Annotated in this window: 19 protein-coding genes, 19 tRNA genes and 1 rRNA gene; 2 read left to right on the top strand and 37 right to left on the bottom strand. The window is 36.0% G+C overall.

Annotated features, from left to right (window positions below; translation table 11 throughout):
• Positions 1–17: 17 nt before the first annotated feature.
• The 4 genes from I5818_RS22715 to I5818_RS22730 all read right to left on the bottom strand — a co-directional run bounded on the left by I5818_RS22715 (position 18) and on the right by I5818_RS22730 (position 4884).
• Positions 18–1082, bottom strand: a complete 1065-nt coding sequence (locus I5818_RS22715; protein ID WP_078110373.1) for a C45 family autoproteolytic acyltransferase/hydrolase — start codon at positions 1080–1082, stop codon at positions 18–20.
• A 220-nt stretch (positions 1083–1302) separates the two neighbouring features.
• Positions 1303–2754, bottom strand: coding sequence for a hypothetical protein (locus tag I5818_RS22720; RefSeq protein WP_071976434.1), 1452 nt, complete (start codon positions 2752–2754; stop codon positions 1303–1305).
• A complete protein-coding gene (locus I5818_RS22725) occupies positions 2751–4187 on the bottom strand; it encodes a sensor histidine kinase (protein WP_071976435.1) in 1437 nt (478 codons plus the stop codon). The genes I5818_RS22720 and I5818_RS22725 overlap by 4 nt, the downstream gene beginning before the upstream one ends.
• A gap of 4 nt (positions 4188–4191) precedes the next feature.
• A complete protein-coding gene (locus I5818_RS22730; RefSeq protein WP_058003226.1) occupies positions 4192–4884 on the bottom strand; it encodes a response regulator transcription factor in 693 nt (230 codons plus the stop codon).
• Between the two features lie 413 nt (positions 4885–5297).
• On the opposite strand from I5818_RS22730, the gene I5818_RS22735 reads away from it, so the two are divergent.
• Positions 5298–5585, top strand: coding sequence for a hypothetical protein (locus I5818_RS22735; protein WP_078110374.1), 288 nt, complete (start codon positions 5298–5300; stop codon positions 5583–5585).
• A 247-nt stretch (positions 5586–5832) separates the two neighbouring features.
• Here I5818_RS22735 and I5818_RS22740 read toward each other — a convergent pair whose 3' ends face one another.
• From I5818_RS22740 to I5818_RS22750, 3 genes are all read right to left on the bottom strand, one after another.
• Positions 5833–6591 (bottom strand): MerR family transcriptional regulator, encoded by a 759-nt coding sequence (locus I5818_RS22740; RefSeq protein ID WP_071976437.1) that lies wholly within the window; start codon positions 6589–6591, stop codon positions 5833–5835.
• Between the two features lie 255 nt (positions 6592–6846).
• Positions 6847–7302: an NUDIX hydrolase gene (locus I5818_RS22745; RefSeq protein WP_058003229.1), complete on the bottom strand. Its 456-nt coding sequence runs from the start codon at positions 7300–7302 to the stop codon at positions 6847–6849.
• Positions 7302–7919 (bottom strand): histidine phosphatase family protein, encoded by a 618-nt coding sequence (locus I5818_RS22750; protein ID WP_058003230.1) that lies wholly within the window; start codon positions 7917–7919, stop codon positions 7302–7304. The genes I5818_RS22745 and I5818_RS22750 overlap by 1 nt, the downstream gene beginning before the upstream one ends.
• A gap of 105 nt (positions 7920–8024) precedes the next feature.
• Between I5818_RS22750 and I5818_RS22755 the strand changes: the two genes are divergently transcribed.
• Positions 8025–8390, top strand: coding sequence for a DoxX family protein (locus tag I5818_RS22755; protein WP_058003231.1), 366 nt, complete (start codon positions 8025–8027; stop codon positions 8388–8390).
• A 106-nt stretch (positions 8391–8496) separates the two neighbouring features.
• Here I5818_RS22755 and nagE read toward each other — a convergent pair whose 3' ends face one another.
• From nagE to rrf, 30 genes are all read right to left on the bottom strand, one after another.
• Positions 8497–9972, bottom strand: a complete 1476-nt coding sequence (gene nagE / locus I5818_RS22760) for an N-acetylglucosamine-specific PTS transporter subunit IIBC (RefSeq protein WP_058003232.1) — start codon at positions 9970–9972, stop codon at positions 8497–8499.
• A 371-nt stretch (positions 9973–10343) separates the two neighbouring features.
• Positions 10344–11162, bottom strand: coding sequence for a PRD domain-containing protein (locus I5818_RS22765; RefSeq protein WP_071976438.1), 819 nt, complete (start codon positions 11160–11162; stop codon positions 10344–10346).
• A gap of 40 nt (positions 11163–11202) precedes the next feature.
• Complete coding sequence (locus I5818_RS22770; protein ID WP_058003233.1) at positions 11203–11697, bottom strand: PTS sugar transporter subunit IIA; 495 nt, start codon at positions 11695–11697, stop codon at positions 11203–11205.
• Positions 11698–11933: 236 nt separating this feature from the next.
• The gene (locus tag I5818_RS22775) at positions 11934–12185 is read right to left on the bottom strand and encodes a DUF3949 domain-containing protein (protein WP_071976439.1); all 252 of its coding nucleotides are present in this window, start codon (positions 12183–12185) and stop codon (positions 11934–11936) included.
• A 173-nt stretch (positions 12186–12358) separates the two neighbouring features.
• Entirely contained in the window at positions 12359–12574 is a 216-nt protein-coding gene (locus I5818_RS22780; protein ID WP_173720040.1) for a gamma-type small acid-soluble spore protein, read from the bottom strand.
• A 326-nt stretch (positions 12575–12900) separates the two neighbouring features.
• Positions 12901–13623 (bottom strand): 3-ketoacyl-ACP reductase, encoded by a 723-nt coding sequence (locus tag I5818_RS22785; RefSeq protein WP_058003235.1) that lies wholly within the window; start codon positions 13621–13623, stop codon positions 12901–12903.
• A 237-nt stretch (positions 13624–13860) separates the two neighbouring features.
• Positions 13861–15777, bottom strand: a complete 1917-nt coding sequence (locus I5818_RS22790; protein ID WP_078111448.1) for a stalk domain-containing protein — start codon at positions 15775–15777, stop codon at positions 13861–13863.
• A 224-nt stretch (positions 15778–16001) separates the two neighbouring features.
• On the bottom strand, positions 16002–16874 hold the full coding sequence (locus I5818_RS22795; RefSeq protein ID WP_209391823.1) for an aminoglycoside phosphotransferase family protein: 873 nt from the start codon (positions 16872–16874) through the stop codon (positions 16002–16004).
• A 130-nt stretch (positions 16875–17004) separates the two neighbouring features.
• Positions 17005–18222 carry an MFS transporter gene (locus I5818_RS22800; protein ID WP_058003238.1) on the bottom strand — a complete coding sequence of 406 codons (1218 nt, stop codon included), beginning with the start codon at positions 18220–18222 and terminating at the stop codon, positions 17005–17007.
• Between the two features lie 112 nt (positions 18223–18334).
• Positions 18335–18937 (bottom strand): TetR/AcrR family transcriptional regulator, encoded by a 603-nt coding sequence (locus I5818_RS22805; protein ID WP_058003239.1) that lies wholly within the window; start codon positions 18935–18937, stop codon positions 18335–18337.
• Between the two features lie 157 nt (positions 18938–19094).
• A tRNA-Asn gene (locus I5818_RS22810) sits at positions 19095–19169 on the bottom strand.
• Between the two features lie 18 nt (positions 19170–19187).
• Positions 19188–19264 (bottom strand) — tRNA-Ile (locus tag I5818_RS22815).
• Positions 19265–19275: 11 nt separating this feature from the next.
• Positions 19276–19349, bottom strand: a tRNA-Gly gene (locus tag I5818_RS22820).
• 15 nt (positions 19350–19364) lie between these two features.
• Positions 19365–19440: transfer RNA gene (locus I5818_RS22825), tRNA-His, on the bottom strand.
• Between the two features lie 2 nt (positions 19441–19442).
• Positions 19443–19516 (bottom strand) — tRNA-Trp (locus I5818_RS22830).
• A 10-nt stretch (positions 19517–19526) separates the two neighbouring features.
• A tRNA-Tyr gene (locus tag I5818_RS22835) sits at positions 19527–19611 on the bottom strand.
• 23 nt (positions 19612–19634) lie between these two features.
• Positions 19635–19711 (bottom strand) — tRNA-Asp (locus I5818_RS22840).
• Positions 19712–19739: 28 nt separating this feature from the next.
• Positions 19740–19813, bottom strand: a tRNA-Met gene (locus I5818_RS22845).
• Positions 19814–19982: 169 nt separating this feature from the next.
• Positions 19983–20075: transfer RNA gene (locus I5818_RS22850), tRNA-Ser, on the bottom strand.
• A 12-nt stretch (positions 20076–20087) separates the two neighbouring features.
• A tRNA-Ile gene (locus I5818_RS22855) sits at positions 20088–20161 on the bottom strand.
• Positions 20162–20165: 4 nt separating this feature from the next.
• Positions 20166–20242 (bottom strand) — tRNA-Met (locus I5818_RS22860).
• 23 nt (positions 20243–20265) lie between these two features.
• Positions 20266–20341: transfer RNA gene (locus I5818_RS22865), tRNA-Ala, on the bottom strand.
• A 10-nt stretch (positions 20342–20351) separates the two neighbouring features.
• A tRNA-Pro gene (locus I5818_RS22870) sits at positions 20352–20428 on the bottom strand.
• 4 nt (positions 20429–20432) lie between these two features.
• Positions 20433–20509 (bottom strand) — tRNA-Arg (locus tag I5818_RS22875).
• 84 nt (positions 20510–20593) lie between these two features.
• Positions 20594–20679: transfer RNA gene (locus I5818_RS22880), tRNA-Leu, on the bottom strand.
• A gap of 10 nt (positions 20680–20689) precedes the next feature.
• Positions 20690–20764, bottom strand: a tRNA-Gly gene (locus I5818_RS22885).
• 24 nt (positions 20765–20788) lie between these two features.
• A tRNA-Lys gene (locus I5818_RS22890) sits at positions 20789–20861 on the bottom strand.
• A 149-nt stretch (positions 20862–21010) separates the two neighbouring features.
• A tRNA-Val gene (locus I5818_RS22895) sits at positions 21011–21086 on the bottom strand.
• Positions 21087–21105: 19 nt separating this feature from the next.
• A tRNA-Glu gene (locus I5818_RS22900) sits at positions 21106–21180 on the bottom strand.
• Between the two features lie 59 nt (positions 21181–21239).
• Positions 21240–21356 (bottom strand): 5S ribosomal RNA (gene rrf / locus I5818_RS22905).
• Positions 21357–21359: the final 3 nt, after the last annotated feature.

A 21359-nucleotide genomic window follows, 5' to 3' on the forward strand; every position in this document is an offset into this window, starting at 1 on the left:
TATTTCCTCCTAAATCATTAGCTTTTAAACCAGTCCGCACCCTCATCCATATGCACGAATGGAATGTCAGTATCAACGGTTCCTATCATACGTTCCAAACTCAAGTCCTCACCACTCAGCCATTTAGCAAAATCTAGTTTGACTGGCTCATGATCCCCACCTAAGGCGAACCATGCTTCCATTTTTCTTGGTAAATATCCGGAAGTATGAATGGTACCTGCCCAACTTCCATATAGATTTGAAAAAACACCTTTATCTGTATCATTCAATAAACGGAAGGCTTCCATGGCTCCTTCGAGGTGCTCTTGATGGTGACACAAGACTTCTAATCTCCGCTTGGAATCGACCAGATGGTTGCGGTTCTCATGCTTCATTATTTCAAAATGATTGGTACACATATTGGTTTTACGAACTTCTACTCTACGAGGTGAGGTTTCAACGGCAATTGATTCACCACTTTGATCAAATACGACATAGGTAAAAGAATGTCGATGTGGAATTTCTTTCAGCATTTCTACTGCCTCATGCACATTTGCACATGACTCTAGTATAAACCGGCCAATCATACAACAAATGAACCCATCTCCTGGGTTTTTCCGATGCATAAAATTATATCCTATTACCAATCCTTTTTCATTCATTCCATCCATTCGTCCCGTCACTCTCTGGCTTGGTCCAATAATGGCATATCCTTTATCTGTAGGTTGAAAAAGTGTATAACGGCCTTCATAAGTTTTTGGATGGTAGTCATAGTTACGAATTAAATAATCTTCCCCTGTTAAGATTGAGCAACCTGAACGGACATAATCTAAGCGATATCCGCCAAACTCCATTAATATGCGATCCATTGGCCATTCTAATGCAGACTGCATTCCTAATAATTCATCCCAAATGCCAGGAGCAAAAGGAATAACTGCCTCTTTTACCTCTTCCTCTTGTACTTGAAAACGTGGCTTCCGAACCTTCCATTGATTTTCACGATTTTTAACTATAAGTGAATCTTTTATTTTTTTCCCTTGTAAATATCCAAAATCATAATGAGTTCCACGAAATTGGATAATCTCACTATATACTTGTTTCACTTTAATCCCTCTTTTGTGTTAGTGATTTTCCTAAACCTTTTCCTCAAACATATGGCTATTTAGGTAAAGTGTTAACTATTAAATATAGGTTGAAGACCGTCGCCCCTCTTCCACTCACTGAGAAACTCCATTAGAACCCGCTGAATTCTTATGAAGTGAAAAGCCGGCAGTAGGGCTTTTATAAAAGCAATAAACGATACAAAAGCAATCTTTACTTAAATCATTTTTCCTTGAAAGGGATGAACTTTCTTTGAACAATTTCTCCCCACTTCTCAACATAATGTCCGAGTGACCATTCAGCCATAACAATTGAATCTCCTTCATTTAATGGAATTTCCTTCAATGGATGTTTTGAGATATTCCCGTTTTCGAGCGAATAAATATAAATTGTATCTGTAGATATCAATATTAATAGATCTTTATTTGGAGATTCATACGCATCGATCACCCAAGGCATTTTCGATTTGATTTCTCCCCAAGGAATATTCATTTCATCATACTGGATTAATTTTGAAGGAACCATAACATTGATATCAAAATCCTCGTAATTCTTCGATCCAATAGGCTGCTTATAATAGAGTCTGCCTCGTATAATCCAATGGCCATTGCGTCTTTCTAAAATGAAATTGTCCTCTATTGGTTCAGGATTAAGCAGTTGTGCCTTCTTTTTTTCTAGCGATGCAATAAATGCCTCACTTGAACGAATTAACGCATTGGAAGAATGTTTAATAGTTACATCTGAAAGTGTAATCCCTTTTCCCCCACTAATGTGGTCAATTGGAAGCACCTGATAGCGTTGAAAACGCTCTGTGCCAATGTAATCATTTCCAACAAAAACTATTCTTCGTTCACTATTTTCTGTAAGAATATTTCTAGACTTTAATTCTAGCTTACTTGGTGCCGCAACATCGGGCTTAACATATAGGCTTCCACCCACACCTTCGTTGGCTTTTTTATACCCTATTTCCCAAAATCCTTTTTTCCTTGGGACAAAAAGTTGCTCAGTCTCCATTACTGGATGCAATTTTTTATTAATATAGCTGATCCACAAGGTTTTGTAGGTATTGTCCTGGGAACGAATCCCGAGCAAGAGTCCCGATTTAAATGGATTTTTGTCCTCACTTGTAATACTTGCATTGATTTTTGTATTTTTTAAATCATTGTTTTTTTTGCCTATATGAACGTTTTCTGATCTTTTTTCTAATTTAAAAAAACCATCTTCCACAGATACATATAAGGTTTGATCATTTACCTTCATAAATTCATAGAAAATTTGATTGTTTGAAGTGACAGTAATTATATCCATTCTTTTATCATGAATTCCAATCTGTTCTGGCGTGATTTTAAATTTATTCTGCATATAATCAACCGCTGACACATTAATCATCTTATATTCGGGCTTCAAACATTCATCTTTACCAAAAACACAAACTTCATGATTAAATTTAGCCGTTTTCCCGATATAATCTTGAATTTGATCGCTTTTATTTGCATGACCTTCATCTGCCGTTATAAACTCTGCAATCTTCCACGTCCCCTTAATGGTTATCCTCTCATTTACGGGAGGAGCAATTTTCCCACCAATACTAAAGTCTCTTGACGTACATCCCATTAAGGTTGCCATCATTAACAATAGGATTAGGGTCAGTACCCTATGTAATTTTCGCTTCATAATGATACCCCTGTATGATTGATTTCAAGTGGTAGCTTAACAATAACTTCTGTCCCCACATTTACTTCACTTTTAAATTGGAGACTTCCCTTATGAAGTTTGACTATTTCATCACATATAGAAAGACCTAAACCTGTATGTGCTTTACTATTTTTTCCTTTATAAAACTTTTCCGTAATTCTTGGCAATTCTTCTTTACTTATTCCACATCCTGTATCAATTACAGACATGATAACCGCATCTTTCTCCATAAAACCACGCAGAGAGACTGTACCATCAGGAGGAGTAAATTTTAAGGCATTTCCTAAAAGATTAATCAATACCTGTTTAATTCGATCTCCGTCTAGTTCAATATGTGGGAGTTCCTCACACTCTACTTGAAAATGTATCCCTTCTCGCATTGCCTTTGGCCGCATTTGTTTTTCAATAAAATGAAAAATATCTTTAAGATCTGTTTTTTTCTTGTTTAAAGAAATTTTCCCTGAAGCAAAACTTGAAAAGTCAAGTAGTTCTTCAACCATTATGGCTAGTCTGTCACTTTCCTTTTCAATAATTGTCAAGCCATCATCAAATATTTTGGTTTCATTTCGATCAACCCGACTTAATGTTGAAGCCCAGCCCTTTATTGAAGTAAGAGGAGTTCTCAGCTCGTGAGAAACCAAGGAGATAAAATCATCTTTGATTTCTTCCCTTTTCTTTATTTCCTCTGCCATATAGTTTAACGTATCCACTAGTTTTCCAATCTCATCATTTCTATTTTTCTTTATTCGTATTTCTAAATTACCTCCGGCCATAATCTCCGCTGCATTTGTTACCTCTCTTAGTGGAAGCACAATGCTTGAGGAGAGAATTAAACCAATAGCACCAGTAATAACAATTACAACAATCCCTATACTAATAAAGATAAGAGTTATATTCCTTATTACTTTATCAACGGCAGAAAGTGAGGTAATGAATCTCAATACCCCTACGACTTCTTCATCTGATTTCAAAGGATAGGACACAGTCATTACCTTTTCGCGCCCATAGTCAACTTTTCCAATACTAACGCCCTTCTTTCCTGCCAAAGCATCATAGAAATCAGAGCTACCTAGAGTTTGTTTATTTTCTACTCCAATTGAATCTAAAAGGACCCTGCCTTTCAAATCAACAATTTGCACCTGTGCATTCGTTTGCTGCCAAAAGACATCTACATTATCAATGACATTCTCTTCGAGCGGAACATTGGAAAAATACTTTGAATAAAAGTCCGAGGAAATTCTAATTTGATTTGTTAATACGTTTTCGACATTATGATAGAAGTAATATCTAGTAAAATAAATAAGTAACGCTTCAAAGACTAACACACTTATGAGGATAATAATGATGAAATTACCAACAAGTCTTGTTTTTATACTTTTTGAAGAAACACTCTTGTTTCTTTTCTTGAACATCTGCTTAATCCTTCCTCCATCGATAGCCAGTACCCCATACGGTTTCAATAAATAAATCCTTTGACGTTTTATCTTCTATCTTCACTCGCAGCCTTCTTATATTTACATCAACAATTTTATGATCCCCTACAAAATCACTGCCCCATATTGTATCCAATAAAGCATTTCTTGAAAAAGCTTTTCCCGGATTTTCCATAAATAATTGTAATAAATGAAACTCCTTTGGTGTTAGTGATAATTCTCTATCATTCTTATAAGCCTTTTTGGAATATGTATCAATCACAAATGGTCCATATGTGACATTTTGACTTTGTACTTGGTCATGCTTTTCTCCTACTCTTCTCACTAAAGATTTCGCACGCAAAATGAGCTCCATTGGATTAAATGGTTTAACAACATAATCATCTGCTCCGAGCTCTAACCCCTTAATTTTATCCAAATCCTGCCCTTTTGCAGTAAGCATAATAATACCTATATCGGGAAATTCTCTTCTCAATGATTCACATACTTGATAGCCATCTATCCCGGGTAACATCACGTCTAAGATAACAATATCGGGATGTTCTGAGCTCGCCATCATTAAACCCTTTTCGCCCGACTCCGCCTCTATCACTTGAAAATTATGCATATTAAAATTAATTTTTATAAAGCCCCGAATACTTTCTTCATCTTCAATAATTAACACTTTATTACTCAACTACAATCTCCTCCAAAAAAATTCTGATCTCTTCGGTCTAAATATAATGTTACTATCATTGTAATTGAAATAGCTACATGATAAAACATCAAATGATGACTTTTAATCTTCATAGTTAATAAGAAGCATTTCTCATACATTGTTACTAATTATTCAATGTTTTAACTAATCGAAATCGACAAGTCTTTCATTCCACTGAGAAAGTACTACAAAATTCAAAAGAACGCGCAAACCCTTTATTAGGAATAAAACCGGCAGTAGAACTTTCATATATAAATAAGTTTTTTACATTTAAAAGTAGACGCTCTTTAGAGAGATATAAATCATGATATTTTAGATGCCATTGGTAATATAAACCAAACCTGTGTTAGATTTAATATAAGAAAAAGAGAAAGGATAATGGGGGAGTTCATTTGTTTAAACGCTTAAGAAAGTCCCTTTTTCAAAGAGATACTACCATTCGTTTTGAGTTGGATAATTGGTATAAGTGGTATAAAGAGCCTCTGAAGTTTCATAATGCAGTTCTCTTACACCTTGAAAATGAAGGCTATCATGTAGAAACTATAAAAGTGGTTGAAAAAGTGACTAGTAACACTATTTCAATATTACTTATCGATGGAGTTCAATACGAACTTAAAATTGAAAATGCTCTACTCCTAGGTCCTACTCAACAAGTTATTTTAAAAGCTGCTTCCGTATAGTTTGTTGCTCTTGTAAAAGCCCAACTGCCGGCTTTCACACCCAATAAACTTTTTCTTTGGTTCTTATGGAGATTGCAGCTCTTTTTCGCAGTAAAATGAAAGGCAAAGCTTTTAAGGTAGGGGATGCCTTATTAAATAAGACATCCCCCTTTTTTTAATACAGCTGAAGTTTTTTATTGGAAATTCTATTTTTCTGCCAACTAGTCACTATATACTTAATTTTTTCCTTTATTCTAACTACTACCTTTTATTTCTTCGTATAAATTTGAATCGCATTCTTTAAAAACTCTGCCATTCCTGGTTGTTCTTCATCATAATAAGCGGTAAATCTTTCATCGGCAACATACATTTGTGCGAGTCCTACATGTGCTTCCTTACTGTAATCTTTCCAATAATATGAGAGCCATTGCCTATGCAAATCAGCGGCTTTTTGAGCAATATCATTTGCTGGGTCTCCTGTTGCAAAAGCTTCCGCCAAAGTTTCCTTTACTAGTTTCTCTAATTTCGTTACTTCTTCATATTGCTCCTCTGTCATATTCATTAGTTTTGCATTAGACTGGTCAACTGTCCCATTTCCATATTTTTTGCGGATTTCTTCCCCATATTCCTTTTCATTATTCTCAATCATTTTCTTCTTAAATCCTTCAAATTTTTCTTGATCTGACATTTGAATTCTCCCTTCTGATAATTGAATGGTTCTATCTACATTTGCAATTAAGACGTCTAATTGTTTCCTTTTTTCGAGGAGTTTTTCACGGTGCTCTCTAAGTGCTTGGGTTCCATCAAAGGAAGGGGATGTAATAATTTTCTTAATACGATCTAGACTGACACCTAATTCGCGATAAAATAAAATTTGCTGCAAACGATCCACTTCTCCTTGACCATATACCCGATATCCAGATGAATTGATTCTTGCCGGCTTAAGAATTCCAATCTCATCATAGTATCGGAGTGTTCTTGTACTTACCCCTGCCAATTTACCAAGCTTTTGCACAGTATATTCCATGAGCTCACCTCCTCTACTTTCAAGATACACCTTCACGTAACGTAAAGGTCAAGACCATTTGTAAAAAAAGCTGTTTTCGTATTGTATGTTGCTTTTATAAAAGCCCTACTACCGGTATTTACACCTAATAAAAGGTTCAGCGGTTCTTATGAAAAGTGAGAACCACAAGTAAAATTCTATTAAAATCATTGTTATAAATAAAAAAAGCCTCGAAACAATCGAAGCTATCTACATTAAATCATTTAAATTTGAAATTCAATTAAAATAGTTATCATATACAGCTTCAAAATAACTTTTCGTTTCATCATGAGTTAATCTCTGCAATACTTCTAACTTATTAAGAAATAGAATTTCATTGATTTCATTATCCTTTGCCTTGAGTACAGAAGGTTTCCCCTTATATTCAACGATAAACATGGTCGTCATCTGTTTATCATACCCTGTTTGTTCAGTGAATTCCTTACTAAATGCAAAACAAATCGGTTCAGCAAGTTGTTTGATGATTTGATAATTCCTCGAACCCGTTTCCTCTTCTAATTCCCTTATTAACGCACTGGTAAGGCTGTCATCCGACGGCTCTACCCCTCCTTTTGGAAAATCCCATTCTCCTTTAAAATCACTAGCACCCTTTAGTGTGCGTATTTTCACCTTATGAACAAGCATAAATTTTGTGCCATGAAAAACAATTGCCCCCACCGCATAGCGAATCATTACAAGCCCCCCTTAGAAAGATGTGTAATATCACCTTCCACGGTTATTTTAGATTCAGTATCGACTTCAATAATTGTAAGGCTTGTATCATAGATAAATGGGGGTGACCAAAGCTTTTCAAGGGGGAATTGTTTGAAATGCGCTAATAAAGACTTGATGAATACTGTATGTGTCACAACAAGTATATTTCCTTCGTCGTTTTCAGCTAATATACGTTTTAATGCCTTTTGAACCCTTTCTTGTAACTGAGCAAAGCTCTCTCCGGTTTCGGATTGATATAAATGCGGTGAGTTCCAAAAGGCGTTGTATTCTTTAGAATACTCCTTCTCAAGGAACTCTTGTGTTTGCCCCTCCCACTCTCCTAGATGTATTTCTCTAAGACAATCATCTATTATCATTGGATAGTTTCTATCACCTATAATAAGCTCAGCGGTTTTAATCGTTCGAGTACTTGGACTTACGTAAACTGATTGAAACTTTATATCCCTGAGCCTATGTCCAAGCGCGATTGCATTGTTTATACCTGTTTCAGTCAGCTCAGAATCCTTCCACCCTTGTAACCTTCTTTGTCGATTCCAGTCGGTTTCAGCGTGTCTTGTCACAAACAGTCTAATCAATTTTATCACTCCTTTTATTTAGTTTAATTATTTTCAGAATTTTTGTCCATTTGTACATAGCTTGTCACCAAACGTGCATATAGATATAAGGGGAGGGGAAGATGTATGTATACGTCCATAGCCATTATTAGATTTCTTATTGCCTATGTTTTCATCACCTCAGGACTTATGAAACTACTTAATGAGGAATTGGGTAATTACTTTATTAGCCTAGGACTACCATTTCCGGTAATATTAATGTATATAGTCGCAGCTCTAGAGGTCGTGTGCGGTGTATTGATCTTAATGAATAGAGTGATTAAACTTGCGACAATTCCTTTAATCGGAATCATGCTGGGAGCCATACTAGTTACTAAAATTCCAATTTTACATTCTAGTATAATCTCATTTGCATTTAATGCTCGTCTAGACATTATCATGCTTGTCCTATTAATTACCCTATACAGCCGTGCAACTAAACAACCATATTAAAAGAGGTGTATATATAGGAGTCAACTCACCCCTTTATAAGCACCTCTTCATTTTGTTTCTCTATTCAATTATATTTGAATGCTGATGCAAGTTGTTTATATGAAAATCAGGCACCTTTTTCATCACGTATTTTTGCAATTTCATCAGCGACAAATTGTACAGATGTCCCTACAACAACTTGAATATGATTCGAACCTACGACTTTAATTCCTGGAACACCGGCTGATTTTATTTTATTTTGATCGACCGCATTCATATTTCGCACATCTACTCTTAAGCGGGTAATACAATTGTCAACACCAGTGACATTTGCATCTCCCCCTAAACCTTCATAAATAATCGCAGCCATATTCGCAAATTTGCTTCCTGAAGCACCTGCTGTAGCCGTTGATTCTCCAAGTACTCCCTCTCCAACTGCAACAGGATCATCCTCTCTACCTGGTGTTTTCAAGTTGAATTTCACGATCAAGAATCTGAATAAGAAATAGTAAATAACTGCAAAAACTAGTCCCTGAAGAATTAACATATATGGCTGGTTAGCGATTGGAACTCGTAAACTTAAGAAAAAGTCGATAAAGCCCCCACTAAAGCTAAATCCTGCCGTCCAATGGAACAATGCCGCTATTGTTAACGAAAGTCCCATTAATATTGCATGCACAAAATAAAGCGCTGGTGCAACAAACATAAAAGCAAATTCAAGCGGTTCTGTTACTCCCGTAAAGAATGCAGCAAATCCAGCAGCTAACATTAATGATGCCGTTACTTTTTTCTGCTTTGTTTTTGCTGTATGGTACATTGCAAGCGCAGCTGCCGGTAATCCAAACATCATAACAGGGAAGAATCCAGCTTGATACATTCCTGTAATTCCCTTTTCACCTTTATTTGACCAGAAGTTACCAATATCATTAATTCCAGCTACATCAAACCAAAATACATTATTTAACGCATGATGCAAGCCAGTTGGAATTAATAATCTATTAAAGAATCCATACAGTCCAGCACCGGCAGCACCTAATTTACTGATTGATTCTCCGAAGGAAACAAGTCCAGTATAGACCACTGGCCATACGAAGAATAGTATAACCGATACCACTAACATTAAAAATGCCGTCACAATAGGAACGAGTCGTTTCCCACTAAAAAACGCAAATGCTGCAGGTAGTTGTACTTTACTAAAGCGATTATACATGCTTGCAGCAATTAATCCTGAAATAATCCCAACAAATGCATTATCTATTTTTGAAAAGGCAGGATCGACATTAGCCTCTTCGATTCCTTGCAACATGGCAACAGAATCAGGAGAAAGCAAAGTTTTCACTACTAGAAATGCTACTAACCCACTTAATGCTGCTGCACCGTCCTTTTGTTTTGACATCCCCAACGCCAACCCAACTGCGAAGAGAATTGGAATATTATTCAATATAGAGTTACCCGCCTTAATTAAAAACGCTGCGACTGGACTTCCTTCTCCCCATCCAGTTGGATCAATCCAATATCCAATCCCAGTAAGAATGGCTGCCGCTGGTAATACGGCGACTGGAAGCATTAACGACTTACCCATTCTTTGAAAATAGTTCATCATTTTTCGTTCTCCCCCTAAAAATACGGAATAATCAGTCTCTTTTAGATCTAAATATTTTGATATTAGATTCATTCATAATCAAAAGATCATACATATACTTAATTTTCTAAATAGGGTTATACTGAATAATTAAATAACCAAATAGCTAAAACATTCCATTCCCGTCACATAGTACTTCATGCAATTCCAATTGAATGCGTTAATCTTTAATGAAATATCTAGTGACATTAGTAGTAAGTAATATAAAGTAAATAAGAGCCGTTCTTTATTCTGGATTTTAGCTAAATGATGGCAAGCTTAACAAACATATACGTAATTTATTCATAGTATAACTCCTTACATCTCACCCCCTTTAATTTTTCTATATCCATTTATTGCTTTTGTAATCTTTCAATATGCAGGGTAATATATCCTAATTCGTGGTCTGGCAAGACTATGCCATGTTGTGATGATACTTTCTTAGCCACTTCTAACGTACATTGATAGGAGAGTGGAAATTTCTTTTTGATCATGTCCAGCATCTCTTCATCCATTGTATTCACTTCTGACTGATTAATACGAGTTAAAGCAAATCGTAAATGCGTGATCAGTCGATGGTAAGAAATATCATCTTCACTTACTTTAATTTGTAAAAATTTTGTGATGGTCTCAACAATATCCCTAATAATCGTTGTTTGTATGACTGTTTGTCGCATATCACCACCCTGAACCTTCATTGTATGTATATGAAGGGCAATATACGCAGCCTCATCGATGGGCATATCAATATTACAAGACTCCTTAATATGCTTAATTGCCCAAAGCCCAATTTCAAACTCTTTTTTATACAATATTCTTATCTCATGGAGAAGCTTGTTTTTTAATTGAATTCCTTCACGTTCTCTTTCAATTGCAAACGAAAGATGATCCGTCAGTGCGATATGAATATGTTCATTTAACTTTGTTCCAATATAATCCTCAGCAAAGGAAATAATTTTTTCCGAGATGATAAAATGCTCTTCCGGTATCCGACTTAGCAGCTGTTGAAGCTTCTCATTTTCCTTCATTACGAAAAGTTTTTCTATTTTCCCTGAATTTAAAATATCATTTCTCTTCTTACCAAAGGCAATTCCTGCTCCAACCGCAATCTTCTCCTGCTGATTATCTACTACAATCACAGCATTATTATTAAGAATCTTTGATATCTTCATCGGAAGCCATCTCCTTGTTTTTCACTATATTCACAGTGTATCACGTTTCGGAAGATGTGATGATTACGGTTTCTCCTTGTATGCCTTCCTTTTCCTTTGTAACGATATACTGTTTATCTCCATGACTACTATTTGTTATAACAATTGGCGTAATAATGCTTTTAGCATGTAGCTTAATATATTCCCAGTCAACATCAATCAGTCGTTGTCCCTTTGAAACTTTATCACCAGTAGTTACAGCAACCTGAAACCCTTCTCCTTTTAATGCGACCGTCTCTAAACCAATATGGATCAAAATTTCCGAACCATCCTTAGCAAGGATTCCCACTGCATGTTTTGTAGGGGCAACTTGAAGAATTGTTCCATCAACTGGAGAACAAATACTCCCCTCTGTTGGAATAACCGCAACTCCCTCTCCCATCATCTTTTGATTAAAAACAGGATCAGGTACCTCTTCAATCGAAATAATCTCTCCATTAATTGGTGCATATATCTGTAATTCTTCTTTTTCTTTTTTAAAAAAGTTGAATACCATACTAAATGACTCCTTTTCTCATTCCATTTCTAATACTTCTTAATTAATATGTAGCGCAAAAAGGCATGGGGGTACGAAAAAGTTGAAAGTTCAACTCTTTTCTTACCACCATGCCTGATCGTATCAGTAACATGTGATGCACTATTTGATTATAGGTTAATAGTACCATTCAATTCTGAAAAGCACAAGTGGAAGCGGTAACATTTTTAAAAATTTTTACGGAAGCAATTGAAGTTCTACTTTTTATGATGGCGAAATTTATAAATAACCGAAGCAATTAGATTGGAAGGCAAATTAAAGATACTTCCTTGAAGATGATAATGAAGTTGCTCATTTTCAAAACTCATATCCTCATATATTTCATTATGTGATTTCCTAGTAGTTTTCTCTAACTCTTTCATAGATGAAATATAAGAATATTGCAAAGGAACCATTATCAAGATATAAAGAACATATATAGATCCAAGAACTATAAAAACAATGTCCATACTTAAATACCTCCTTCTTATAGTTATTTATTAATCTTACGAATGAGAAAGAGAAAAGTTTCTGTTTCTCCGCTTAAAAAACAAAAATCCTAAATGTTTTTTTACCACTTAGGATTTAATCATCTAACGTTATGAAAACACAATATTTCATATATTAACATGATGATTTCATTTTATTCAGATTCCATCAACTGTTGGTTTTTCTTTTTTACCTCTTCAATATTTGTATCACTATAGATCCAGGTTCCCTTGCCACCTGTCGTTTTAGCAAGCATCTCTTTTACCTGATTATACGACAATCCTGATCGTTCATTTTGCCTTTTTACTTCATCAATATTTGTTCCTGCAATAGTAAATCTATCCATATGGTTTTTATCTATCTCTTTCATAAGCTAGCCTCCTTTTTTCCTATTTTCCCCTTGTACAGGATTTTTCATGCTCTAAAATTGTTTAACAAAGCTCTTTCCTCAAACATTGTTGCTATTTATTTAAGTAAAATTAACTAATAACTATCGGCTGTAGATCGCTACACATCTCATTTTACTAAAGAAAAGAGCGGCAATCTCCATAAGAACGGCTGGATGTAAAAGCCGACAGTTGAGCTTTTACAAAAGCAATAAACTATACGAAAATAACCTTTAACAATAATAATTTGGAACGCAAAAGAGGTAGGTGCAATAAAGCACCTACCCCTTATGATTTTAGCCATTACAAATTAGAATGGATTTGTTCCTAAAAGACTAGCTGTTTTCACATAAACTCTTGGATTTAATTTCAATTGAGAAACAATAAATTCTGCAATATCCTCTGGCTGAATGTATTTTTCCTCATTTTTTGTGATTAAATTACTTTGTACAGCCAGTTCTGTTACAACTGTACTTGGCGTTAATGCTGTCACTCGAATATTGTTGCGGCGAACTTCTTGAGCTAATGATTCTGTAAAGCCAATAACTCCGAATTTAGAAGCGCTATATGCACTTGAAGTCGCTGCACCGTTTAAACCATTCGTAGATGAAATATTGATAATATCCCCAGCATTTTTTTCAATTAGTTGAGGGAGTACCACTCGAGTGACATAATACGTTCCCATCAAATTAACATCGATGGTTTTCTTCCATTCTTCAGGATCCATATCTAAAACTGATGCAAATTTACCTATACCTGCATTATTGATTAAAATATCTGCTTTTCCAAGCTCATTTGTTACCTTTTCGATTGCTTTTTCCACTTCAGCTAAGGAAGAAACATCTACAGTTGCATAAGCTGCTTTTACCCCTAATTTCTCTATTTCATTAGAAACCTCTTTAAGTGTTCCCTCCGTACGTGCAAGTAAGCCAACATTAACTCCTTCTTTTGCTAGAGCAATGGCGATAGCTCTGCCAATCCCTTTTCCAGCACCTGTTACAAATGCTACTTTTCCTTTTAATGACTGTGCCAAAATGAAGCACTCCTTTCTTTTTGGTTCATAGACTTACATATTTTATTCCTTTAAAGAAGCATAATCAAGTAAGGAGGTTTCAGATGTTTATTATGTTCAGTTGTCATTATTCAATGTAGTTTGTAGATCAGAAATTAAAAATAAAGGAATAAAAAAGGGGTCAGCCCCACAACATACAATATCTATTACGAAATCGCTCTAGATAGAGTATTCTAATTGGGATCAGACCCCTTGCTTTTATTCAACTGATTCTACATAAACAGCAACTGGTAAGTTAGCGCCACCAGCATGCATAATTTCTAAATTGATGGTATCTGATGAACCACTTACCGTATACTCAGGAAGCTCTACATATTCCTGACTAGGTTTAAGTGTTGGGATTAAATGAACTTTTCCATTCATCTTCACAGCTCCACTGTAAAGACCACCCCTACCTGCTAAAACGATTTTTACTTTTGCTGGACTACCAGTTGGATTTACAATTGGAATACTTACCTTATAAGTCATTCCAAAATGACCTGGATTTCCAACTGACCCATTGATAGTAGATAGTGAATTTTCAGCCGTTAACAAATGATCTGTTTGACCATTTGAAAGATTATAACCCACTTCTGGTGTGCCAACTGTATAGGCTGGTATTTCCGTTTTTAGTGTAGACTGTGGCCAGGCACCTCTAGGATGTGCATATCTATCTGTTGAAATTGGATCAGAATGAACCTTTGTTAAATCTTCATCATTTTGAGCTAAAACAGTTCGTATAATATACTTACTATTTCCTCCATTTACAGAACTAATATCAATATCCTGTAAGAAGCCGACTAGAAACTCTGGAGCCAAGTCATATGCTTCAATCACTTTTGTCTCGCCTGGATTTATAACAATACCAGTACTTTCAGAGTTTTTTAATTTTCCATTTAATAGGGAATCTGCAATTGGTAAACCTACATTATAAGTAATCCAACTATTATCCGAAGTTTTCGCTAACCCTTTAGAATTCGTAATCTTAATACTATTTGTATCCGAGATATTTTGAATAGTAATGGCAATTTTGGCTTTTGTACCAAGTTCATTTAAATGCCAGCCAAATACTCGGTGCTCATTTGTTGCTGTAGTTGATTGAACCTCTTGCATTGAAAGTGTTGCTGTAGTTCCGTATAACATATATGCATTAATTTTCTCCGGATTGTCACTAACTAATAAATTTCGTGATCCTTCTAATTGAGCATTTGGTATATATTGAGGTTTAGGAGTTGAACCTTCCTGTTTTTCCAAAAACTCACTATAAAACATATAATCATTAAACGTAATATAGATTTCTTTTCTGCCAACAAGATTACGTAAATTCCCCCCTAAAGCTTTAACAAGGAAAGGAGCAGGAACATACATTTCTCCTGATTTGATAAATGGTTTCTCATCTATAGAAACAGGTTCTTGATTGACTAATATATTGTTGCTTCCATCTGTAAATTGGAAGCTAAGTCCAGCTAACAACATTTCAAACACTCGATCAGATACCCATAAACCTGATGAATCCTCAACATAATTATAAAAATATTTAGCAGGAATATATGTCCTACCCTCTTTAATGATAACTGGATCGTCCATCATTATCTTCTGATTATTAATATATAACGTATACTTTTCTCCCTCCGGTACATTTGGAGTAGGAGGAGGATTACTTCCGTTTGATTGATCTAATGTAATTTCAACCTTTTGTTTTCCTTCATTCCAAACAACGATCCCATCGAAATTTTCACTGGCGAATCTTAGAGGGAAATATGTTCTATTCTTATAAAGTAGAGGAGCGACTTCCATTGAAACGTTTACTCCATCCACCTTGGCAGTCTTAGAATTAATCGTTAGATCCACACGTTTTCCATTTCTAATAGAACTTGCTGTTTTCTTCTTTGGATCCCATGACACTTGTGCACCAAGTGCTTCATATAATTCTCTCATTGGTAATAAAAGATGACCTTTTTTATTCAAAATAGACGATTTGATAGAAGCCTTTTTTCCATTAATCTCGATTGAAACATTCTTCATTGTATATAGATCTTTCCCAACAAGTGTTGCTGCTGAGACATTAAAGTTTGAAGAAAGTGCAACTAATACGACAATTACAAGGACACACAATGCTTTAATTCTCTTAATCATTATTCCTCTCCTTATTCCTATTAATCCGTAATCATACTAACATATCATAACATGTAAATGATAAAAAATGTTAAAAGAATACTATTTTATCTAAAATTTCACATTTAATCTACAAAATTTTCATATAAAATAGCGAATGATAGAGTATTTTGACATTTCAATAGGAACTTTTAGTATAATGAAAGAGATTGATTAATTTAAACCTTTTCCTCCTCCCTTTTTATTTATGTATAAAGTAAAGTTTTATTAAGATAAGGGTTATTTTTTATTATTTTTTGAACCTTGTCTAAAGTATTATTGCGGATAGGGATTCTATTTTTTCTATAAAATAAAAACCATCTAATACAAGCTATTGCTTCCAATACCTCTTCTTCATCCTGACTAATAGAATGTTCCGATATATAAACTGAACGAAATAATGAAGCATGTTTTTCTGATATCCCATAAATTTTTAATAGAAATACACTCCAAGCAAAATCATATCTTTTATCCCCTAATTGAGCATTTGTCCAATCTATAACTGTAAATGTTTCCGTTTCTTCTACGATATTTTCAAAATGATAATCTCCATGAATGAAATCACTCTGTGCTATTTGCGCTTTTTTTACCAACTGGATTAATAATTGACTAAGATCTTGGTGTTCCTCAATCCCGAAAAAAAAATAATCGATAAATTGATACTTTGGTAGATTAGCATTTTTAATTTGATATGGAGATATCCCATGTATTTTTGATAAAATCCGTGCCATCTCAGTGATGTTTTTTCTACTAAATGTTTGAAAAGGGTGTCCATCATATGTTGTTAATAATACTTTATTTTCTTTGCTATCCACTCCCCATGCTAATGGCCTTGAAACAGGAACCTCTCTTTGAGTAAGCATTTGTAATAAATGATATTGAAATTGAATATTTGGTTTAGAGTCCCTATTCCATACTTTAAGTACAAATTGATCGCCTTGATGAATAATTTTGACTACTTCAGCTTCATATCCAGAATTCATCGATTGAACGGTTAAAGCTTCCTTAACGGATAAAAGTTTATCCATTTCCCTATTATTTTTTTCTTTCCAATCAATCAGATGAAGTAGATTTCCCATCTCATTTCTCCTTTCTTCGTTCCTGCATACTACATAGTCAACCATATTCGATATAATTAAGAAAATATCCTGTGAATAAAATAAAAAAAGACTCAGTAGTACAACTGAATCTTTTAAAAAAATATCTATTTTAGCTTTTCCTTAGTTTAACTTGGGTATTTATGCTGTCAACCTTTCTTGCTGCCCGGATTGACAAAACAAAACAGGCGAAAAGAACGATAAAAGCTGAAACATATGGATAATTAACATTCATATCAAATAGGAAACCAGCCACTATAGGACCCATGATATTCCCCAGACTTGTGTAAGCCGAGTTTAATCCAGCTACATATCCTTGTTGATCCTGAGCCATTTTCGACATCTGTGTTCCAATGGCAGGTCGTAAAATATCAATTGATAAGAACACAATGAAAGTGACTACAACAATCAGCCAATACTTATGCACAAATAAAGTTAATAATACAAATAGACTAGCAATAATTAAGCAAGATGAAATAACTTTCCTCTCTCCAAAGCGATTTAGCATCCATCCGAATATAGTCATTTGTACTACTGCACCTGAAATAGATCCGAATGTTATAATAAACGCAATATCTTTCGGTGAAAACCCAAACTTTTGATCAACAAACAATCCAAAAACCGTTTCGTAGTTAGCTAAACCGAACGACATAACAAACACGATAATTAAACTTAAAAAATATGGCTCCTTATAGGAGTGAAGCAATTGACTGATTAAACTTTGTTTATTTGTTTGTCTAGGCTGTGCTAATTCAGATTCTTTTTTAATATTAGATTCTGGTAATACGAGTAAAGTAATAATCGCCGCAACCACACCCGCAACTGCTGCAGCAAAGAATGGTACACGAATCCCAAATTCAGCTATATAGCCACCAATTCCTGGTCCAATAATAAATCCAGTAGTTATAGCAGCATTAATAAAACCCATACCTTTAGCTCTCTCTTTAGTAGATGTTACATCCGCTGCGTATGCCATAACAGACGGCATAATTAAAGCGGCACCGATTCCTCCTAGCATTCTAGAAGCGAATAGAAGAAATGATGAATTAGCTACTCCAAATATCCATTCAGAAACAGCAAAAATGATCATTCCAGCAATTATAATCTTTTTTCTGCCAATTGAATCTGATAGTTTCCCACCAAATGGAGAGAATATAAGCTGGGTTAGAGAAAAAGCTGCAACAAGCAATCCTACGATGCTCCCATTAATATGTAGCTCGATCATATAAGTCGGCATTATAGGTATAACAAGACCAATTCCCGTAAAAATTAAAAATATATTTAGCATAAGAAGCAATATAGCTCCCCTATTTCTGAACAATAATGACATAAATAACCTCCTCATGAACTTAGAAATACTGAACGTTCATTCTATATTAATTTACAGGATTACCCTTACCTGGTATATGCTACATCCTTCCAGGTGTAATCCCTCACTTATTTTATCTATTAGAGCTTGTTGATATTCCAAACAAAAATACATTAAATGCTAATTTGTATAAAGTTAATGCCTCCTCAACTGTTGACTTTCTGGACATCTGGCTTAGACCAATTAATAAGCTTTCTAGAATAATAGCGAGACTTTCTACGTCTTCTTTTTTAAATTCACCACTATCTATACCTTGCTGAATTAATTTTTGATTAAATTTCAAATGTCCCATTACCATCTCTGCAATTCGTTCTTCAATCTCACCAGTCTTTTCTTCATTATTAAAAAACTCATCAGCTGCTTTTGTAAGTGGGTGATTCAAATCATCAAGAACCATTTGTTCTGCCATCCCAAAAAGTTTTTCCTTCGTTGTTTTATATAATGATTCTTTTTCTACCCATTTCTGTTCCCACTCTTTATCCCATTCATCTAATAAATATAAAAATAATCCTTCCTTACTTTTAAAGTGGTAATATATATTTCCTTTACTACTCCCGGTAGCTTCAACAATATCTTCAATTGAAGTGGCTTTATATCCTTTATTAGCAAACAAATTCCTTGCAGCATCTGCTACACGCTTTTTGGTTTGTTCACTTTGGATTTTCTTTTTATTCAACTATTTCAACTCCAATGCCAATATTAACATTAATACTGAACGTTCATTCTGTATACTAACAAAAATAAATAACCTTTTCAAGCTAGGCTATTTTGACCACGTTACTATTCAATATACAAAAAAAGAGCTAATGCGCTCTAGAAATCTTATATAAAAATGGCTCCGCAGGTAGGATTCGAACCTACGACCGATCGGTTAACAGCCGATAGCTCTACCACTGAGCTACTGCGGAATATATAAATATAAAAAATGGTGGGCCTAAATGGACTCGAACCATCGACCTCACGCTTATCAGGCGTGCGCTCTAACCAGCTGAGCTATAGGCCCTTTATGTATTTTGGAGCGGGTGATGAGAATCGAACTCACGACAACAGCTTGGAAGGCTGTAGTTTTACCACTAAACTACACCCGCAATATTCATTAAGTATGGGGCGGATGATGGGAATCGAACCCACGAATGTCGGAACCACAATCCGATGCGTTAACCACTTCGCCACATCCGCCATGGCAGGGGCAGTAGGAATCGAACCCACACTGAAGGTTTTGGAGACCTTAGTTCTACCTTTAAACTATGCCCCTATTTTATAAATGGTGGAGGGGGACGGATTCGAACCGCCGAACCCTGAGGGAGCGGATTTACAGTCCGCCGCGTTTAGCCACTTCGCTACCCCTCCATATTAATCTTTGCATAATTTAATGGCGGTCCGGACGGGACTCGAACCCGCGACCTCCTGCGTGACAGGCAGGCATTCTAACCAACTGAACTACCGGACCAAAATTCTTTCAAGAATACTTGAAATGATTGCGGAGGCAGGATTTGAACCTGCGACCTTCGGGTTATGAGCCCGACGAGCTACCAGACTGCTCCACCCCGCGATGATATTATAAAAAATTTTTTAATCAAATCTTTTCATCAACTGTCCCGATTTCAGTATGCTTACTCTAGTAGTAGTTCAATCGGTACAACTCGCAGTTGTTCGATGAAGTAACGCTCGTTGCTCCACCCCGCGACGATATTATTAAAAAATTTTAAAAGGAATAGTTATGGCGGAGGAAGAGGGATTCGAACCCCCGCGCGGTGTAACCCGCCTGTCGGTTTTCAAGACCGATCCCTTCAGCCAGACTTGGGTATTCCTCCAATTTTATATGATGGACCTTGTAGGACTCGAACCTACGACCGGACGGTTATGAGCCGTCTGCTCTAACCAGCTGAGCTAAAGGTCCTCTATGGTAGCGGCGGAGGGGATCGAACCCACGACCTCACGGGTATGAACCGTACGCTCTAGCCAGCTGAGCTACGCCGCCATAGATATTTTAATTTTAGATATTGGTGGAGCCTAGCGGGATCGAACCGCTGACCTCCTGCGTGCAAAGCAGGCGCTCTCCCAGCTGAGCTAAGGCCCCAATTGTATAATGGTCGGGAAGACAGGATTCGAACCTGCGACCCCATGGTCCCAAACCATGTGCTCTACCAAGCTGAGCTACTTCCCGTTCATGGCGCGCCCGAGAGGAGTCGAACCCCTAACCTTTTGATCCGTAGTCAAACGCTCTATCCAATTGAGCTACGGGCGCATACATTATATCGTAAGATATTTTATGGAAGGATCTTTTGCTTTGCAAAAATCCTTAAATCTTTTACTTCGTAAAAATTTCTAGTGCCGAGGACCGGAATCGAACCGGTACGGTAGTCACCTACCGCAGGATTTTAAGTCCTGTGCGTCTGCCAGTTCCGCCACCCCGGCATGGGTTGTTTGGAGCGGAAGACGGGATTCGAACCCGCGACCCCCACCTTGGCAAGGTGGTGTTCTACCACTGAACTACTTCCGCAAATTGAATCAAAGCAAACTTTGATGAGCCATGAAGGACTCGAACCTTCGACCCTCTGATTAAAAGTCAGATGCTCTACCAACTGAGCTAATGGCTCATAATAAATTGATTGATCGTGCAGTCTATAATTTATAATACAAAAGCTCGTACATTTATATTGTAAATTATTTATTCCGACTTTTCAAACGTCAAAAAAATTCAACTATTTTAATACACAAAAAATATAACCACTTTCAAAATAATTAATGGTGGAGGATGACGGGATCGAACCGCCGACCCCCTGCTTGTAAGGCAGGTGCTCTCCCAGCTGAGCTAATCCTCCGATATAAAAATTTATTAAGTGGTGACCCGTACGGGATTCGAACCCGTGTTACCGCCGTGAAAGGGCGGTGTCTTAACCGCTTGACCAACGGGCCACGTTAGCAGAATTTGCTAATATAGTTTAGAAAAATAATAGCCCCAATTTAGGGGCATCGCCTGGCAACGTCCTACTCTTGCAGGGGGAGAGCCCCCAACTACCATCGGCGCTAAGAAGCTTAACTTCCGTGTTCGGGATGGGAACGGGTGTGACCTTCTTGCCATAATTACCAGACTA

This window comes from Heyndrickxia oleronia (assembly GCF_017809215.1).
GTDB classification, from domain to species: Bacteria; Bacillota; Bacilli; order Bacillales; family Bacillaceae_C; genus Heyndrickxia; species Heyndrickxia oleronia.

Coding starts and splice junctions, on each gene's coding strand:
- I5818_RS22720 (WP_071976434.1), bottom strand. CDS start 2,754: ATGAAGCGAAAATTACATAGGGTACTGACCCTAATCCTATTGTTAATG.
- I5818_RS22725 (WP_071976435.1), bottom strand. CDS start 4,187: ATGTTCAAGAAAAGAAACAAGAGTGTTTCTTCAAAAAGTATAAAAACA.
- I5818_RS22740 (WP_071976437.1), bottom strand. CDS start 6,591: ATGGAATATACTGTGCAAAAGCTTGGTAAATTGGCAGGGGTAAGTACA.
- I5818_RS22745 (WP_058003229.1), bottom strand. CDS start 7,302: ATGATTCGCTATGCGGTGGGGGCAATTGTTTTTCATGGCACAAAATTT.
- I5818_RS22755 (WP_058003231.1), top strand. CDS start 8,025: ATGTATACGTCCATAGCCATTATTAGATTTCTTATTGCCTATGTTTTC.
- nagE (WP_058003232.1), bottom strand. CDS start 9,972: ATGATGAACTATTTTCAAAGAATGGGTAAGTCGTTAATGCTTCCAGTC.
- I5818_RS22765 (WP_071976438.1), bottom strand. CDS start 11,162: ATGAAGATATCAAAGATTCTTAATAATAATGCTGTGATTGTAGTAGAT.
- I5818_RS22770 (WP_058003233.1), bottom strand. CDS start 11,697: ATGGTATTCAACTTTTTTAAAAAAGAAAAAGAAGAATTACAGATATAT.
- I5818_RS22775 (WP_071976439.1), bottom strand. CDS start 12,185: ATGGACATTGTTTTTATAGTTCTTGGATCTATATATGTTCTTTATATC.
- I5818_RS22780 (WP_173720040.1), bottom strand. CDS start 12,574: ATGAAAGAGATAGATAAAAACCATATGGATAGATTTACTATTGCAGGA.
- I5818_RS22790 (WP_078111448.1), bottom strand. CDS start 15,777: ATGATTAAGAGAATTAAAGCATTGTGTGTCCTTGTAATTGTCGTATTA.
- I5818_RS22795 (WP_209391823.1), bottom strand. CDS start 16,874: ATGGGAAATCTACTTCATCTGATTGATTGGAAAGAAAAAAATAATAGG.
- I5818_RS22800 (WP_058003238.1), bottom strand. CDS start 18,222: ATGTCATTATTGTTCAGAAATAGGGGAGCTATATTGCTTCTTATGCTA.